The sequence below is a fragment of the Micromonospora sp. A202 genome (genome assembly GCF_006715105.1).
Classification (GTDB): Bacteria; Actinomycetota; Actinomycetes; order Mycobacteriales; family Micromonosporaceae; genus Micromonospora; species Micromonospora zamorensis.
In genome coordinates this window covers 1,830,635-1,845,484 of the sequence record NZ_VFMP01000001.1, presented here as the reverse complement: position 1 = coordinate 1,845,484, position 14,850 = coordinate 1,830,635, and the positions used below count along the sequence as shown (strand labels likewise).

General features: G+C 72.2%; 15 protein-coding genes. 5 read left to right on the top strand and 10 right to left on the bottom strand.

From position 1 onward, the window contains the following. Nucleotides 1–20: 20 nt before the first annotated feature. The 5 genes from FBZ33_RS08525 to FBZ33_RS08505 form a co-directional block, all read right to left on the bottom strand. Nucleotides 21–692 carry a hypothetical protein gene (locus FBZ33_RS08525; protein WP_141908619.1) on the bottom strand — a complete coding sequence of 224 codons (672 nt, stop codon included), beginning with the start codon at nucleotides 690–692 and terminating at the stop codon, nucleotides 21–23. 14 nt (nucleotides 693–706) lie between these two features. Next, nucleotides 707–1,792 (bottom strand): cellulose binding domain-containing protein, encoded by a 1,086-nt coding sequence (locus FBZ33_RS08520; RefSeq protein ID WP_141908618.1) that lies wholly within the window; start codon nucleotides 1,790–1,792, stop codon nucleotides 707–709. 67 nt (nucleotides 1,793–1,859) lie between these two features. Then, entirely contained in the window at nucleotides 1,860–2,909 is a 1,050-nt protein-coding gene (locus tag FBZ33_RS08515) for a nitronate monooxygenase (protein ID WP_141908617.1), read from the bottom strand. Nucleotides 2,910–2,939: 30 nt separating this feature from the next. Beyond that, nucleotides 2,940–4,049 carry a hypothetical protein gene (locus FBZ33_RS08510; RefSeq protein ID WP_255508770.1) on the bottom strand — a complete coding sequence of 370 codons (1,110 nt, stop codon included), beginning with the start codon at nucleotides 4,047–4,049 and terminating at the stop codon, nucleotides 2,940–2,942. A 234-nt stretch (nucleotides 4,050–4,283) separates the two neighbouring features. Further along, nucleotides 4,284–5,393 carry a ricin-type beta-trefoil lectin domain protein gene (locus FBZ33_RS08505; RefSeq protein WP_141908616.1) on the bottom strand — a complete coding sequence of 370 codons (1,110 nt, stop codon included), beginning with the start codon at nucleotides 5,391–5,393 and terminating at the stop codon, nucleotides 4,284–4,286. Between the two features lie 280 nt (nucleotides 5,394–5,673). Here FBZ33_RS08505 and FBZ33_RS08500 point away from each other — a divergent pair, with 280 nt between their 5' ends. After that, nucleotides 5,674–5,946 (top strand): hypothetical protein, encoded by a 273-nt coding sequence (locus tag FBZ33_RS08500; RefSeq protein ID WP_099851866.1) that lies wholly within the window; start codon nucleotides 5,674–5,676, stop codon nucleotides 5,944–5,946. A gap of 190 nt (nucleotides 5,947–6,136) precedes the next feature. Here the strand turns inward: FBZ33_RS08500 and FBZ33_RS08495 are convergent, their stop codons facing one another. Then, a complete protein-coding gene (locus FBZ33_RS08495; protein ID WP_141908615.1) occupies nucleotides 6,137–7,405 on the bottom strand; it encodes an Nramp family divalent metal transporter in 1,269 nt (422 codons plus the stop codon). Nucleotides 7,406–7,633: 228 nt separating this feature from the next. Between FBZ33_RS08495 and FBZ33_RS08490 the strand changes: the two genes are divergently transcribed. The 3 genes from FBZ33_RS08490 to FBZ33_RS08480 are packed head-to-tail and all read left to right on the top strand — an operon-like array spanning nucleotide 7,634 to nucleotide 9,938. After that, complete coding sequence (locus tag FBZ33_RS08490; RefSeq protein WP_141908614.1) at nucleotides 7,634–8,041, top strand: GntR family transcriptional regulator; 408 nt, start codon at nucleotides 7,634–7,636, stop codon at nucleotides 8,039–8,041. Between the two features lie 20 nt (nucleotides 8,042–8,061). Then, the gene (locus tag FBZ33_RS08485; RefSeq protein ID WP_088947159.1) at nucleotides 8,062–8,952 is read left to right on the top strand and encodes an ABC transporter ATP-binding protein; all 891 of its coding nucleotides are present in this window, start codon (nucleotides 8,062–8,064) and stop codon (nucleotides 8,950–8,952) included. After that, nucleotides 8,949–9,938, top strand: a complete 990-nt coding sequence (locus FBZ33_RS08480) for an ABC transporter permease (RefSeq protein ID WP_141908613.1) — start codon at nucleotides 8,949–8,951, stop codon at nucleotides 9,936–9,938. Before FBZ33_RS08485 ends, FBZ33_RS08480 begins: the two co-directional genes overlap by 4 nt. Nucleotides 9,939–10,068: 130 nt before the next feature. Here FBZ33_RS08480 and FBZ33_RS08475 read toward each other — a convergent pair whose 3' ends face one another. Both FBZ33_RS08475 and FBZ33_RS08470 read right to left on the bottom strand, forming a co-directional pair. Continuing rightward, nucleotides 10,069–10,899, bottom strand: coding sequence for an ABC transporter permease (locus tag FBZ33_RS08475; RefSeq protein WP_141908612.1), 831 nt, complete (start codon nucleotides 10,897–10,899; stop codon nucleotides 10,069–10,071). Further along, nucleotides 10,896–11,867, bottom strand: coding sequence for an ATP-binding cassette domain-containing protein (locus FBZ33_RS08470; protein WP_185755251.1), 972 nt, complete (start codon nucleotides 11,865–11,867; stop codon nucleotides 10,896–10,898). Before FBZ33_RS08470 ends, FBZ33_RS08475 begins: the two co-directional genes overlap by 4 nt. Before the next feature lie 88 nt (nucleotides 11,868–11,955). Here FBZ33_RS08470 and FBZ33_RS08465 point away from each other — a divergent pair, with 88 nt between their 5' ends. Further along, nucleotides 11,956–12,300, top strand: a complete 345-nt coding sequence (locus tag FBZ33_RS08465) for a hypothetical protein (protein WP_141908610.1) — start codon at nucleotides 11,956–11,958, stop codon at nucleotides 12,298–12,300. Nucleotides 12,301–12,325: 25 nt separating this feature from the next. On the opposite strand, the gene FBZ33_RS08460 is transcribed toward FBZ33_RS08465, so the two are convergent. Together FBZ33_RS08460 and FBZ33_RS08455 are read right to left on the bottom strand one after the other, a co-directional pair. Further along, nucleotides 12,326–13,531 (bottom strand): ROK family transcriptional regulator, encoded by a 1,206-nt coding sequence (locus FBZ33_RS08460; RefSeq protein WP_247671735.1) that lies wholly within the window; start codon nucleotides 13,529–13,531, stop codon nucleotides 12,326–12,328. A 169-nt stretch (nucleotides 13,532–13,700) separates the two neighbouring features. Beyond that, on the bottom strand, nucleotides 13,701–14,804 hold the full coding sequence (locus FBZ33_RS08455) for a sugar-binding protein (RefSeq protein WP_141908609.1): 1,104 nt from the start codon (nucleotides 14,802–14,804) through the stop codon (nucleotides 13,701–13,703). Between the last annotated feature and the right edge of the window lie 46 nt (nucleotides 14,805–14,850).

The window sequence follows — 14,850 nt, the reverse complement described above, 5'->3', positions numbered from 1 at the left end:
TCGGGCCGCCCACCGCACGCTCACCGCGTTCTGGCGTACGCCAGCGGCACGCTCGTCGGCTGCCCGTTCCAACTGCCGAGCAGGGTGGGCCCGGTGGCGTCGCCAGCGCCCGGCCGACGGACGACAACCAGGTCGGCCGAGTCGGTGACGATGGTGGTGTTGTCCTCGTCGACCACCTGACGCACGGCGCCGACCGGCGCCACGTCAGCGTCCCCGGCGCCGCTGACGGCGATCGTCACGGTCGGCTCACGCACCTCACGCCGACCGTCCACCTCGAAGTACTGCTCAGCCTGGCCACCACCGGCGAGGATCGCGTGGGCGAGCGCGGCGGCGTAGACCCGGTCCGCGCAGCCGTCGTACACCCAGCGCGTGCCGAGCACCGAGTGCTCGGTGGTGCCGACCAGCCAGTCGTCGGCACCGTCGAGGGGCGCGGCGCGGTAGGTGAGCGGGACCTGGTGGACCGGCCCGTCGGCGGTGCCGACCAGCATCGTCTCGATGCCGACCTCGTCGGCCGGGTCGTCGAAGCGGTACGCGCCCCGACTCACCACATCGGCGCCGGTCAGACCGCCGGTGACGCCGGCCAGTTCGCCAGCGACGTCGGTCGGCCCGAGGAACCAGGGTTGGCTGGGCAGCCAGGCCGCCAGCAGGTCGAGCTTCGTGGGGCGCAGCGTGGCCCGGTGCAGCAGTGCCATGACCGCAGCCTAGGTCAGAGGCCGGCGCAGGGTTTGCCGTCCACCGTGCAGGTCTCCGGTTCCCGGGCCTTCGGCCGGTTGTCGCGTACGTCGAAGCGGAACGTCTGCGACCCACCGGCGGGCACGGCCGCCCCGGTGAAGGTGACCGACCGCCCGTTCTGTCGCCAGTCCGCGCCGTCGACGTCGTCCACGGTGCTGCCATCGGCGAGGCTGACCACCACCACCCAGCCGTCCACGGCGGTGGCGGCGGGGTTGCCGAGCACCACTTCGCCGGTGTAGCCGAACAGGCGGCTGGAGTCGGTGTCGTAGCTGGCCGTCAGCGGCGGTGGGGGCGGCGGCGCCGACGTGAGGGTGGGCGAGGGCTTCGCCGACGGGCTCCGGCTCGGACGGGCGGTCGGCGACGCGGCCGTTCGCGAGGGGCGTACCGAGGTCGTCGGCCGCGGCGTGGCGGCGACCTCGACGGGGGTCGCGGACGGCGACGGCGACGGGGCCGCGGGCGGCGCGGCGCGCTGCTCCGATTCGGCCGGAAGCGCCACCCACGCCGCCACCCCTCCGACGGCCACCACCCCGACCAGCGCGGCGGCCACCTGCCGGCGACGGCGACGGGCACGGGAGGGCCCACCGGACACGCCGACCAACGGCAGTTCCGCCGTCATCCCGCCGTCGCCGCGGCGCAGATCGACCTGCTGGAAGGCGAGCCAGTCGAGGATCGCCGGCAACCGTACGGTCAGCGCCTGCCGGAGTTGCTGCTCGCGTGGATCGTGCTGTTCGGCGGACCACGCGCCGTGTGTGGTGACCTCCCGCATCTCCAGCCGACAGCCCTGCCGGGTGGCGGTGACCGCACAGGTCAGCTCGCTGAGCCGGCCGGCCTCGTCACAGGCCAGCACGAGGAGTTCCGGCTCCCGCCGCTCGGTCACCTCGACCTCGACGTTGGCCCCGAAGCCGGGCAACCCGGCCGTGTGCAGCACCAGCCGGTCCGGTACGCCCTCCACCGTCTCGGCGTCGGCGAACCACCGGCCGAGCAGCTGCCGATCGGTCAGTGCGAGCCAGACCCGGTCGGGTGGGTGGGACAGCTCGACCTGCGCACCGATCTCGATCACGGCGAGACTCTAACGGGTCTCCGGCCCGCCCGCCCCGGCCCGGCACAGCCGGTTGCCGGGGTCCTGGTCATCCCCAGCGGGTCGACCGCTCGATCGCTGCGGCGAGCGCCGCCCGCGCCCCGGCGCTCACCTCGGTGACCACCTCGGCCGCCGGCAGGTCCCTGGCCAGCGGGTGCGCCTGCCCGGCCCACAGGTTGGCGACCGACGCGTCCCCGTCGCGGCGGGCGGCGGCGAGCAGCGGACGCGTCAGGTGCAGCACCTGGGGGTACCCGGTCGGCGCTGCCGCGTCGTGCTGACGCAGGAAGTCGTTGGCCACGCCACGGGCCCGCTTGCCGGTGAACGACCGGGTCAACGCGGTCGGCGCGGCACCGGCCACCGCCGCCCGGTGCATCGGCGAGCTGCCCGCCTCCGGGCAGCGCAGGAACGCCGTACCGAGCTGCGCGGCGGCGGCGCCGGCAGCCAGCACGGCGGCCACCGCGGGGCCGTCGACGATGCCGCCCGCCGCCACCAGCGGCAGGTCGCACCCAGCGGCGGCCAGGCGGAGCAACGGCAGCAGCGCGTAGTCGTCGTCGTCCGGCAGGCCGCCACGATGCCCACCGGCCTCGGTGCCCTGCACCACCACCGCGTCCACCCCCAGGTCCGCGGCGGCCGTCGCGGCGTCCGGGCGGGTGACCGTGGCCCACACCTCGGTGCCCCGCTCGCGCAGGGCGGCCACCACCGCCCGATCGGGCAGCCCGAACACGAAGGACACGACCGGGACCGGGTCCGCGAGCAGCACGGCCAGCTTTTCCGGGTACGCGTCGTCGCCGCCCACCGGTGCGCCCAGGCTCACCCCGCGCTCGGCGGCCAGCGGGGCGAGCCGTTGCGCGTACGCCTGGATGGCGGCCTCGTCGACGCCGCCGGGGTCGGGCAGGAAGAGGTTGACGCCGAACGGCCGGTCGGTGCGCGCACGGACCTCGGCGACGTCGGCGACCAGCCGACCGGTGTCGATCATCCCGGCGGCCAGGAAGCCCAGCCCACCGGCCGCGGAGACGGCTGCCGCGAGCGCCGGCGTGGACGGGCCGCCGGCCATCGGGGCGGCGACGATCGGGTGACGCAACGTGGACAGCACGGACATGGACCCATCCTGCCGCACCGATCCGCCCAGTCACTGACGCGCGGTGTACCTCCATCGCAGCACACCGGCCAGTGCCAGCAGGCCCAGCAGGGTCCCGCCTCCGGCCATCAGCAGCCAGGTCCGGCCACCCAGGCCGATGGTGTCCTCGGCGATCGGACGGACAGCGGTGGGCAACACCGGGGCGGCGGACCCCGTCGGGTGTGCGGCGGTGACCGGCCCGTCGGTGGCCGGGTAACGCAGGATCGTCGGGCGGGTCCCCGGCGGCTGGTCGGCGGATTCGGAGACGGTGAGCAACGCCGCGCCGTCGCGACTGTAGGTGATCGACTCGCCCTGGGGTTCGTCCGGCAACGGGGTGATCCGCGGGGTGCCGGAGGTCAACGCCTTGACCACGTCGCCGTCGGGCACGTCGTACTCGAAGGCGTCGGCGTAGCTGCGCAGCACCACCCGACGCCCGTCCGGCGCGTTCGCCGCGCCGGTGACCACGCCCCGCCCGATGAACGAGAACGGGTTGCTGGTGTCGGTCATCGGCAGGGACACCTGGCCGGCCGGGACCAGCGGTGTCGTCGCGCCCGGCCGCAGCGCGGTGCTCGGCGCGTACAGGAAGACCGTGCCGCTGCCGCCCTTGGTGACGATCAGGGGCTGGCCGTCCGAGTCGAGCAGCAACGCCTCGGCGTCGTGCGGGCGGTCCGGGTACGCCATCCGGTGCAGCACCGGCTTGTCCTTCCCAGGCGCGAGCCGCCACACCGCGACGCTGGTGCGGGAGCGGTCGTTGTCGCCGATGTCGGCGACCCAGACGGTGCCGTCCCGGCCGATGGCCAGGTCCTCGGTGTCGCGGGGCTGGGACGGGTAGGACACCGTGCGGACCACCGCGCAGCGCTGGTCGAGGAAGAAGATCCGGCGGCGGGCCTCGTCATCGGCGCCGTCGTTGACCACCACGTACCCGTCGTCGGTGGCGACCATCCCGGAGATCTCCTTGAGCCGGTCGTCGCGTATCTGGCACACCGGCGCACCGGCCGCCGCCGCGCCCGCCGCCCCTGGCGTGAGCAGCACGGCAGGTGTCACCACGCCGGTGAGCAGGGCCGCCAGCACCGCCCCGACACGGGCACGTCGCCCCCACCTCAACCGCCCGCGTACCCGCATCGCCCACCCTCCTCGTCGCGGCCGTGACCCGGCCACCCGCCCATCCTGGCCGATCCCGGCCACCGGCGGCGGTCATCGGGGGTACGCGCCCGCACCCCTGGTGGATGTAGTGGCGCCCCGCCTCATTCTGGAGACCCCGGTCGGCTGACCGCCACGGGCCGCGACCGCGCGCCGGTGACAGGCCGCCCAGGGCCGGTCCCACCGGGGTACGGCGTGGGACCGGCCGGGCGTCCGTTACCGGGTGGACCAGCGCTGCGCTCCGGTGCCGTTGCAGGTCAGGAGCTGCGTGGTCGTGCCGTTGGCCGTGCCGGCGGAGGTCACGCTCACGCACTTGCCGGCGGAGGTGAGCACGATCGTCCCGTCCGTGCGGAAGGTGAAGCGCTGCGCGGAGGTGCCGTTGCACGTCCAGATCTGCACCCGGGTGCCGTCGGCGCTGGCTCCGCCGTTCACGTCCAGGCACCGGTCGCCGTAGACGCGCAGTTCCCCGGCGGCGGTACGGGTCCAGCGTTGGTTGGTGTTGCCGTGGCAGTCCCAGATGATGGTGGCGGCACCGGCGGTGGTGCTGGCGCCGGAGACGTCCAGGCAACGCCCGGAGGTGGGATTGACCAGGCCGACCGGGGTGCCCACCGGCGGCCCGCCCGCCGGGACCAGGCTGTCGGGCACCGAACGCAGCGCGTCGTACCAGCGGGCCGCCATCTTGTCGTACCCGCCGGCGTTGGGGTGGACGCCGTCCGCGAGGTCCGCGGTGGTGAGCGCGGCGTGCATGTCGACCAGGTGCACCTTGCTGCCCTTCTGCGCCACGATGCCGGGGATCGCCGCGTTGTACGCCTGCACCCGGGCCTCCCGGTTCGGGTCGGACTCCGGTGTGATGGTGGCGACGAAGATGTCCGCACCCGGGGCCGTCGACCTGATCTTGTCGATGAGACCGGAGAGGCGTGCCGGCGCGTTGGCCACGTCGTAGTTCTGGTTCACGTCGTTCGTGCCGATGTGCAGCAGCACGGTGCGTGGGTCGGTGGCCCGTAACCAGGTGACGATGTTGGCGTCGAGCTGGTCGATGCGCCAGCCCGAGTGACCCTCGTGGTCGTGGTCACCGAGGCTGGCCGGCCCGTTGAACCCCGAGCCGACGAAGTCGACCGTGTAACCGCCGCCGGCCAGGCGCTGCCACAGGTTGATCCGGTATCCGCCGGGCACGTTGTACCCGTCGGTGATCGAGTCACCGAGTGGCATCACGCGTACGCCGCCGTTCGACTCGGCCTGGGCGGGTGCGACCTGGACCAGTGCCAGCACGGCACCGAGGACGAGCCCGAAGCCGCCGGCAGCGGCCCGTCGTGCGTTCCATCGCATGGGTGTTCCCTCTCCTCGCAGGTGGTCCGGGACCTCGGTGGGGTGCGGTCCGCCGAGAACCAGCGACGCCCCGACACATCCATTGATGCTTGACGATTGCTGGGGTGCCCAGGACCGGGAACGGCACGGACGCGAGCCGAACGCCGCGCTGGCTGCGCCGAACGGTCCCCAGGCCAGTCCCGGCTGACTGACGAGGCACCTGCGAGCAGGCGTGCCAGCGGCAGCGGCGGGTAGGCAGCAGCCCGGCGGCATGTCGACACCCGCCGGTCAGGAGGCTCCGATGAGCACGTACCGGGATGATCAGGGCGACACCTTTCCGCCCCCGGAGGCGGATGCCCAAGAGCAGCGGCAGAACGCCGTCGACTACGGGCCGCCGGACCGGGTGTCGGGTGACGTCGACCCGGAAGCGTCCGAGGCGGATCTGGCCGAGCAGGGCGCCCTCCCGGCGGGCACGCTCGAGGAGGCGACGTCGCTGCCGGCCGACGCCAACCCGGCCGACGCCCTCGAACAGCGCCAGGAAATCCCCACCCGCGACGAGGGCCGTCGCACCTGACCACGCACGCCGCCGGCCCGGCCATCCAAGCCGGGGCAGGGTCGCCAACGAGTGTGATGCCTCTGAGTCATAAAGATGACTCACAGGCATCACGCTCGTGCGGACGTCGCCGCCCGGACGCTCGGCTCCACCGGCCCCGCCCGACCAGCCTGACCAGCCTGACCAGCCGGCCTCAACCAGCCAGCCGGCCTCAGCCAGCGACGACCTGCCAGAGCAGGAAGGCGTTGAGCGCTACGACCAGCACCGCCACCAGGGACGCGGCGGCGGTGGTGAGCGGGTGGTTGACCAGGTTGCCCATCAGGTCGCGTCGGCGGGTGAAGGCGACCACCGGGATCAGCGCGAACGGGATGCCGAAACTCAGGATCACCTGGGACAGCACCAGCGCCTGGGTCGGGTCGAGACCGATGGCGAGCACGGCCAGGGCGGGCAGCAGGGTGACCAGGCGGCGCAGCAGCAGCGGGACCCGCCGCCGCAGGAAGCCCTGCATGATCACCTCGCCGGCGTAGGTGCCGACGCTGGTGGAGGCGAGCCCGGACACCAGCAGGGCGATGGCGAAGCCGAACGCCGCGGCGGTGCCGATGGTCTGGCCGAGGCCGGCGTGCACGCCCTCCAGGCTGTCCGCGCCGACCGGACCACCGCCGCGGAAGCTCGCGGCGGCGATCAGCAGCATGGCGAGGTTGACCGCGCCGGCGGCCGTCAGCGCGAGCAGCACGTCGGCGCGCTGGCCACGGAACAGGATCCGGCGCTCGGTGTCGTCGGTGGCGGGGATGCGGTCGCGGGTCAGCGCGGAGTGCACGTAGATGACGTGCGGCATGACGGTGGCGCCGAGAATGCCGGCGGCCAGCAGCACGCTGTCGGTGCCCTGGAGCCGGGGCACCAGGCCGGCCACTGCCGATCCCGGATCGGAGTTGGCCGCGAGCAGGTTCGCCGCGAACGCCAGGACGATGACACCGAGTCCCACCGCGATGGCGATCTCGAAGGCGCGGAATCCGCGCGACCGCAGCGCGAGCACGGCGAACGCGAGGGTGCCGATGATGAGCCCGCCGGGCAGCAGTGGGATGCCGAAGAGCAGGTACAGGGCTACCGCGCCGCCGATCACCTCGGCCAGGTCGGTGGCCATGGCGACCAACTCGGCCTGCACCCACATCACCCGGTTCACCGGCCGGGGCAGCCGCTCCCGGCACAACTCGGGCAGGCTGCGCCCGGTGGCCAGACCCAGCTTCGCGGTGAGTGTCTGCACCAGCATCGCCATCAGGTTGGCTACGACCACGACCCAGACCAGCAGATAGCCGTAGCGGGCGCCGGCGGCGGAGTTGGTGGCGAAGTTGCCCGGGTCGACGTATGCCACGGCGGCGACGAACGCGGGGCCGAGCAGGATCAACCGGCCGCGTACCCGCCCACGTGCGCGGGCCACCTGTAGTGGAGTCGCCCTCGACGTCGTCAGTTCGTTGGTGACCATCGCACACCTCCCCGTAGACACGGATTGCTGCCGGTCCTTTCCCCTCGGGCTGACCCGTCGGTGCCAACCTCTGGCCTGCCGGTGCCACCGCCGTCGACACGCGGGGACACCGGCTGTGACGCGCCGTGCCGGAGCAGACACGCCGCCTCGGCCTTGACAGCGCCCCGGCCGCAGATGAAGCTGTCTATTAGTCCTACTGTCGTAGGACAACAGGAAGGATCATCGCGAGTGATCGAGTTCGTACTGGACAGCCGGTCGAAGGTGAACACCTACATGCAGCTCGTGCAGCAGGTGAAACAGGCTCTGCGGGTCGGCCTGCTGACGCCGGGCGACCAGTTGCCGAAGGTTCGGGACGTCGCGCAATCCCTGGCGATCAACCCGAACACGGTGCTGAAGGCGTACCGGGAATTGGAGATCGAAGGTCTGGTCGGCGGCCGACCCGGGGTGGGCACGTTCGTCCAGCGCACCCTGGCCGGCGCCTCCCTGCCCAACCAGGCCGAGCTACGCGACGACCTGGTCGCCTGGCTGGACCGGGCGCAGGCCGCCGGCCTCACGGCCGAGGACGTCATCGCCCTGGTGGAGACCACCCTGCGCGCCACCCTCACCGACGACGTCCCGCGCAAGGAGCACGCATGAGCGGAACGAGAGGACAGAGAATGGACATGGTCTTGGAAGCCGACCGGCTGGGCAAGCGGTACGGCAGCACCTGGGCGTTGCGGGACTGCTCGCTGCACCTGCCGGCCGGTCGGATCGCCGCGCTGGTCGGCCCGAACGGCGCGGGCAAGAGCACCCTGCTGCACCTGGCCGTCGGCCTGCTCAGGCCCGACGCGGGCGCGGTCCGGGTCTTCGGCAGATCCCCGTACGGCGACACGGAGGGCCTGGCCGACATCGGGTTCGTCGCCCAGGACACCCCGCTGTACCGGGACTTCACCGCCGCCGAACTGGTCATCGCCGGCGGCAAGCTGAACAAGCGGTGGGACGCCGCGTTGGCCCGCCAGCGGCTGGCGCAGCTCGGCATCCCACCGGATCGACCGGTCGGCAAACTCTCCGGCGGCCAACGGGCCCAGGTGGCGCTCGCCCTCGCGCTGGCCAAGCAGCCCCGGCTGCTGCTGCTCGACGAGCCGGTGGCCAGCCTCGACCCCCTGGCCCGGCGGGAGTTCCTCCAGTCGTTGATGGGCAGCGTGGCGGACTCCGGCACCACCGTCCTGCTCTCGTCGCACCTGCTGGCCGACCTGGAACGAGTCTGCGACTACCTGATCGTGCTCAACTCGGCCCAGGTGCAGCTCACCGGCACGGTCGACGACCTGGTCGCCGGGCACCGGCACCTGGTCGGCCCTCGGCACGACGGCGGCGTCATCGGGGGCGTCGCCGCCGTGGTCCGGGCCAGCCACACCGACCGGCAGTCCACTCTGCTGGTCCGCACCGACGGCCCGGTCACCGACCCGGCCTGGACGGTCCGCGAGGTCAGCCTGGAGGACGTCGTGCTGGCCTACCTGGCCGACGGCACCACGCAGACCAGTCACAGCGAGTGGGGAGTGGCAGCATGATCTGGCTGACCTGGCGGCAACACCGCAAGCAGGCGTTCTACACCCTGCTGGGGCTCGCGGCGCTCGCCGCTCTGCTGGTGCCGATCGGCCTGGCGATGCGGCACACCTTCGCCGACCTCGGGCTGACGGACTGCGCACGCCAGCTCGCCGACACCAATGTGGCGACGGCGACCCGGGAGGCCTGCGACGCGGGCTTCCGGCGTTTCGGCAACCAGTACGGCAGCCTCAACCTGGTGGCCGTGCTGTTGATCACCCTGCCGGCGCTGGTCGGCCTGTTCTGGGGTGCCCCGCTGGTCGCCCGCGAGGTGGAGCACGGCACGCACCGGTTCGTCTGGACCCAGGGCGTCGGCCGCACCCGCTGGGCTCTGGTGAAGTTCGGGCTGGTGAGCGCGGCCGTGGTGATCCTCGCGGCGGTCTACGGGCTGGGCATGTCGTGGTGGGTCGACCCGCTCACCCAGGCCGCGTATGAGGGCCGATTCGGCATGATCGTCTTCGACCTGCAGGGCATCGTCCCGATCGGGTACACGCTGTTCGCCGTGGCGCTGGGCGTCTTCGCCGGCACCGTGTGGAAGCGGATGCTGCCCGCCATGGGCATCACCCTCGCCGGGTTCATCGGCGTACGGGCGGCGGTCGAGCTCCTGGCCCGACGGCACTACCAGCCGGCCCGCACCCAGACCTTCCCGATCGAGGGAGAAGGGCCACCGGAGATGAGCCGGGGAGACTGGATCCTCGCCCAGGGCGTCCGGAACCCCGACGGCACGATGATCGCCGAGGGCGGCCGGATCCAGTGCCCGCCGGGTGGCAAGGGGCCGGAGGGTCGAATGTGCGGTGCGGAACTGGGACTTGAGCCGGGCGCGTACAACTGGCAGTTGTACCAACCGGCGGACCGGTTCTGGCTGTTCCAGGGCATCGAGACGGGCGTATTCGTCGCTCTCGCCCTGCTGCTGCTCTATCTCGCGGTGCGCCGGATCCGCCGGATCGCGTAGCCGGGCGACGGGTGCTCGTCGGGGGGCGGGGGCCTCGACGAGCACCCGTCAGCACAGTCGGATTCCGGCCCGTCGCCAACGGACCGCGCCCCCGGTGGGTCGACCACCGGGGGCGCATTCGTCGAGCGGGTCAGCCGGCCAGTCGCCGGTAGCGGGCGACCGAGAGCGGCAGGAAGACCGCGACCAGGACGACCGGCCAGAGCACCGCCAGCCACGGGTAGTGCTGCGCCGCCCACGAGTCACCGCCCCAACCGGGGTTGCCGAACAGCTCGCGGGTCGCGCCGACGGTTGCCGACAGCGGGTTCCAGGCGGCCACCGCACCGAGCCACGCGGGCATGGTGGACGGTGCGACGAACGCGTTGGAGAGGAAGCCGAGCGGAAACTCCAGGGTCTGTACGGCCACCACGGCCGTCTGCCCGCGGGTGACCAGGCCGAGGAAGATGCCGACCCAGATCAGGGCGAAGCGCAGCAGCAGGATCAGTCCCACCGCCGTGAGCGTGGCACCGGCCCCGCCGTGCGCACGCCACCCGATGGCGAGACCGGTCAACAGCAGGACCGCGAGGGTGACCAGGGCGAACAGCATGTCGGCCACGGCCCGGGCCACCAGCGGGGCCAGCGGCGAGACGGGCATCGACCGGAGCCGGTCGGTCACCCCGCGCTCCAGGTCCTCGGCGACGGCGATCGTGGTGAGGCTGATGCCGAACACCATGGTCATCACGTACATGCCGGGCATCAGGAACTCCCGGTAACTGCCACCGCCAGGCACCTGCAACGCGCCGCCGAACAGGTAGGCGAACATCAGCACGATCAGGATGTTGAAGCCGAGCGAGGCGATCAGCGGGCCGGGATCACGTCGCCACCGGGCCAGGCCGCGCCAGATCAGGGTGCCGCTGTCGATCAGGAGGGCGGGCCGGCCGGGGGTCAGGTCCACCGTCGGGGCCGGCATGCTCGTCGCGCTCATGCCGCCACCTCCTCGGCGGTCCGGGTCCGGTGCCCGGTGAGGTGCAGGAACACATCGTCCAGGGTGGGACGGCGCAGCGCGACGTCCGCCACCGGGACGTTCCCGGCGTCGAGCGCCCGCAACACGTCGACGAGCGCGCCGGCCTGGTGACCGACCCGGACGCTGACCATCCGCCGGTCCACGTCGACCGTCGGCTCGCGGTCGGCCACCCGGCGCACCTGGGCGACGGCGGTGGCGAGGTCGGTCGGGTCCGCGACGACCACCTCGATCCGATCGCCGCCGAGCTCGGTCTTGAGGTCGTCCGGAGTGCCCTCGGCGATCACCCGGCCGGCCTCGACCACCGAGATCCGGTCGGCGAGCTGGTCGGCCTCGTCCAGGTGCTGGGTGGTGAGCAGCACTGTGGTGCCGGTGCGCACCAACTCCCGGACCGACTCCCACACCTCGTTGCGGCCACGCGGGTCCAGCCCGGTGGTGGGTTCGTCGAGGAAGAGGACCGCGGGAGCCAGGATCATGCCGGCGGCCAGGTCGAGTCGACGGCGCATGCCCCCCGAGTACGTGCTGACCGGCTGCTCGGACGCGTCGGCGAGACCGAAGCGTTCCAGCAGTTCGTCCGCCCGCTGCCGGGCCCGGCGGCGACCGAGGTGGAACAGCCGGCCGAAGAGCACCAGGTTCTGCCGGCCGCTCAGCGCCTCGTCGAGGGCGGGATTCTGCCCCACCAGCCCAATGCGGTAGCGGACCTGGTCGGGTTGGCGGGCCACGTCGTACCCGGCGACCTCGGCACGGCCCTCGTCCAGCCGCAGCAGTGTGGACAGGATCCGTACCGAGGTGGTCTTGCCGGCCCCGTTTGGGCCGAGCAGGCCGCACACCGTGCCCTGCCGCACCCGCAGGTCGAAGCCGTCCAGCGCATAGCGGTCCCGATATCGCTTACGCAGCCCGTCCGCCACTATCGCGTCGTCTCTCGTCGTCACAGCGCTCCCCTCCGCAGGCGTCAAACCGCCGTTACCGTACAACATACGGTAGGGAATACGGGAACCCTGCCTCGATTAGGTTCGGCAGATGACGATCTCCTTGGACGGTCGGCGGTTCCGGGCCGTGGCGGACGTGGTGGCCGGCGAGGTGGGCACGCAGACCGTGTTCGCGTACCACGAACGGGCCGGCGAGGTGTGGGCCGAGTACGCCGGCGGGTCCATCCGACGTGGCCACCTGGTCGGCACCCGTACCGGCAACCGACTGGACTTCCGGTACGTCCAGCTCAACACCGACGGTCAGACGTCCTCGGGGCGCTGCGTCTCGGAGGTGTCGGTGCTGCCCGACGGTCGGGTCCGGCTGCACGAGACCTGGTCGTGGGAGTCCCGGCCGGGCAACGGCAGCAGCATGGTGGAGGAGGTGCCGGCTCCCTGACGGTTCACCGACGGGGCAGTCGCGGCTACGCGGGCTCGGTGCTCGCGGCCTGACCGACGACACCGACGTTGAGCGGGTCGGCCAGGAGCTTGTCGAACGCCAACTCGGCGGCGCCGATCAGGACGGCGTCGCGGCCGAGGGCCGCCGCGCGCAGCCGCAGGTGCTCGCGGGAGGCCGGCAGCGGCATGGTGTCCAGTCGATCGCGTACCACTTCGGCACCCGCGGTGAAGATGTCGCGGAGAGTTCCACCGAACACCACGGCGTCCGGGTTGACCACGTTGACCAGGTTGGCCACACCGAAGCCGAGCCAGTCGGCGACCTGCTCGACTGCCTCCCGGGCGGTCCGGTCCCCTTCGGCGGCCGCGCGCAGCACCTCGGCCACCGCCCCGCGGTCACTCGGGTCCAGGCCCGCGTGCCGCAGCAACGCGGCTTCGGAGATCTCGGTCTCCCAGCAGCCGCGTGAGCCGCAGCCGCAGGGCAGACCGTTCGGGTTGACCACCATGTGGCCGACCTTGCCGCTGTGGCCACGGTGGCCGATGATCAGTCGACCGCCGACGATGATGCCTGCACTGATGCCCCGGTCGCCGTGCAGGTAGATGACGTCGTCGATGCCCACCGCCACGCCCCGCACGTGCTCGGCCAGGCCGGCGATGTCGGCCAGGTCACCGGCCACGAAACCCGGGCCGGCGCGGAACTCCGCTGCCAGCGCGGTGCCGAGCGTCTCGTCCACGCCGGCGATCCGGATCCTGCCGTCCGGCTCCCGGGTGGTGTCGGTGACCGCGACCGCGCCGCCGACCAGCAACGCGTCGGGGGCCACGGAGCGTTCCATGTCACGGACCAGGTCGGCGAGAGGCCCGACGGCGTCGATCGCCGACATGCCACCGGGTCGAGGGATCTCTCGCAGATCGAGGATCTGCCCACCGAGACCGACCCGGGCGGCGCGCAGCCGGTCGGCGTCGATGCTCAGGGCGTGTGCGTAGACCCGGTCGGAGCGGGGGCTGACCACCAGCGAGGGCCTGCCGGCGCGGCGGGCGGTGGTGGGTGCCTCCTCGGTGACCAGTCCGCTGGCCACTAGATCGGCAGCGAGGGCGCCGATGGTGCTGCGATTGAGGCCGAGCCGACCGGTGAGCTCGGCCCGGGACGTCGGCCCGTGCAGGTGCACGTAGCGCAGCACGGCGCCGAGGTTCTGTCGCCGGATCTCCTCCTGGCTGGCGCCGGGGACGGACGGCAGCGGGGAGTCGGTGTTGCGGCCGACGCCGGCTGGCCTGGACCGGACGGGTGACGCCACGGTCAGACCTCCTTCCGGGTCGGTGCCGGGTGGTGCGGGGCTGTCAGGACGACGATGGGTCCCGGAAGAGGAGATCCGGGACCCATCGGCGTTGCTGCCTACCGTGCGGTGATTACTTGGTGAGCGGCGCGAGCTTCGGGTCGCTGGCGTACGCCTCAGCCGCGTTCGCCTTGGTGACGGCGACCGGCGGGAGCAGGTACGTGTCGACGACCTTGCTGCCGTTGTTGTAGGACTTGGTGTCGTTCACCTGCGGGGCGTTACCGGCCTGGAGAGCCTTGACCATGTTGATGGTCTCCTTCACCAGGTTGCGGGTGTCCTTGTTGATCGTCATGTACTGCTCGCCAGCGACGATCGACTTGACCGACTCAACCTCGGAGTCCTGACCGGTGACGACCGGGGTCGGCTTGCCAGCACCCTTGACCGAGGTCAGGATGGCGCGGGCCAGCGTGTCGTTCGGGGAGAGGACGCCGTCCAGCTCCTTGTTGCCGTAGGTCGAGGTCAGCAGCTGGTCCATGCGGGCCTGCGCACCCTCGGCCTTCCAGCCCTGGATGGCGGTCTGCTTGACGTCCTTCTGACCCGAGGCGACGACCACGTTGCCCTTGTCGATCTCCGGCTTGAGCACGTCCATCGCGCCGTTGAAGAAGACACCGGCGTTGTTGTCGTCCGGCGAGCCGGAGAACAGCTCGATGTTGTACGGGCCGTTCGGCTTCTTGGCCTTCATGCCTTCCAGCAGGGCCTGGCCCTGGAGCTGGCCGACCTTGAAGTTGTCGAACGCGACGTAGTAGTCGAGGTCCGGGGTGTTGGTGATCAGCCGGTCGTAGGCGATGACCTTCACGCCGGCCGTGTGGGCCGCCGCGACCTGGGTCGACAGCTGCGCGGCGTCGGTCGCGCCGATGACGATGACCTTGGCACCCTTGGTGACCATGGCGGTGATCTGAGCCTGCTGGTCGGCAACAGTGGTCGACGCGCCGGCGTACTGCACGTCACCCTGGAAGCCGGCCTCCTTGAGGCCGTTGGTGAACAGGTCACCGGCGAGGACCCAGTTCTCCGAGGTCTTGGCCGGGAGGGCCACGCCGATCAGCGAGTTCGCCGCGAAGCCCTTGGCGGCCTCGCCGCCGGAGTCGCTGTCGCCGTCACGGCCGGAGCCGCAGCCGGCGAGGGCCAGCATGGCGGCGGCGCTGATGGCCACCACCGACGTGCCGAAGAATTTACGCATGGTGAGGACTTGCCTTTCTAGATGGTGAGGCGGGTGGAGAGGTCGG

Excerpts from the sequence above, each read along its gene's own strand:
- FBZ33_RS08525 (WP_141908619.1), bottom strand. The coding sequence starts at position 692 with ATGGCACTGCTGCACCGGGCCACGCTGCGCCCCACGAAGCTCGACCTG.
- FBZ33_RS08515 (WP_141908617.1), bottom strand. The coding sequence starts at position 2,909 with ATGTCCGTGCTGTCCACGTTGCGTCACCCGATCGTCGCCGCCCCGATG.
- FBZ33_RS08510 (WP_255508770.1), bottom strand. The coding sequence starts at position 4,049 with ATGCGGGTACGCGGGCGGTTGAGGTGGGGGCGACGTGCCCGTGTCGGG.
- FBZ33_RS08505 (WP_141908616.1), bottom strand. The coding sequence starts at position 5,393 with ATGCGATGGAACGCACGACGGGCCGCTGCCGGCGGCTTCGGGCTCGTC.
- FBZ33_RS08500 (WP_099851866.1), top strand. The coding sequence starts at position 5,674 with ATGAGCACGTACCGGGATGATCAGGGCGACACCTTTCCGCCCCCGGAG.
- FBZ33_RS08495 (WP_141908615.1), bottom strand. The coding sequence starts at position 7,405 with ATGGTCACCAACGAACTGACGACGTCGAGGGCGACTCCACTACAGGTG.
- FBZ33_RS08485 (WP_088947159.1), top strand. The coding sequence starts at position 8,062 with ATGGACATGGTCTTGGAAGCCGACCGGCTGGGCAAGCGGTACGGCAGC.
- FBZ33_RS08480 (WP_141908613.1), top strand. The coding sequence starts at position 8,949 with ATGATCTGGCTGACCTGGCGGCAACACCGCAAGCAGGCGTTCTACACC.
- FBZ33_RS08475 (WP_141908612.1), bottom strand. The coding sequence starts at position 10,899 with ATGAGCGCGACGAGCATGCCGGCCCCGACGGTGGACCTGACCCCCGGC.
- FBZ33_RS08465 (WP_141908610.1), top strand. The coding sequence starts at position 11,956 with ATGACGATCTCCTTGGACGGTCGGCGGTTCCGGGCCGTGGCGGACGTG.
- FBZ33_RS08455 (WP_141908609.1), bottom strand. The coding sequence starts at position 14,804 with ATGCGTAAATTCTTCGGCACGTCGGTGGTGGCCATCAGCGCCGCCGCC.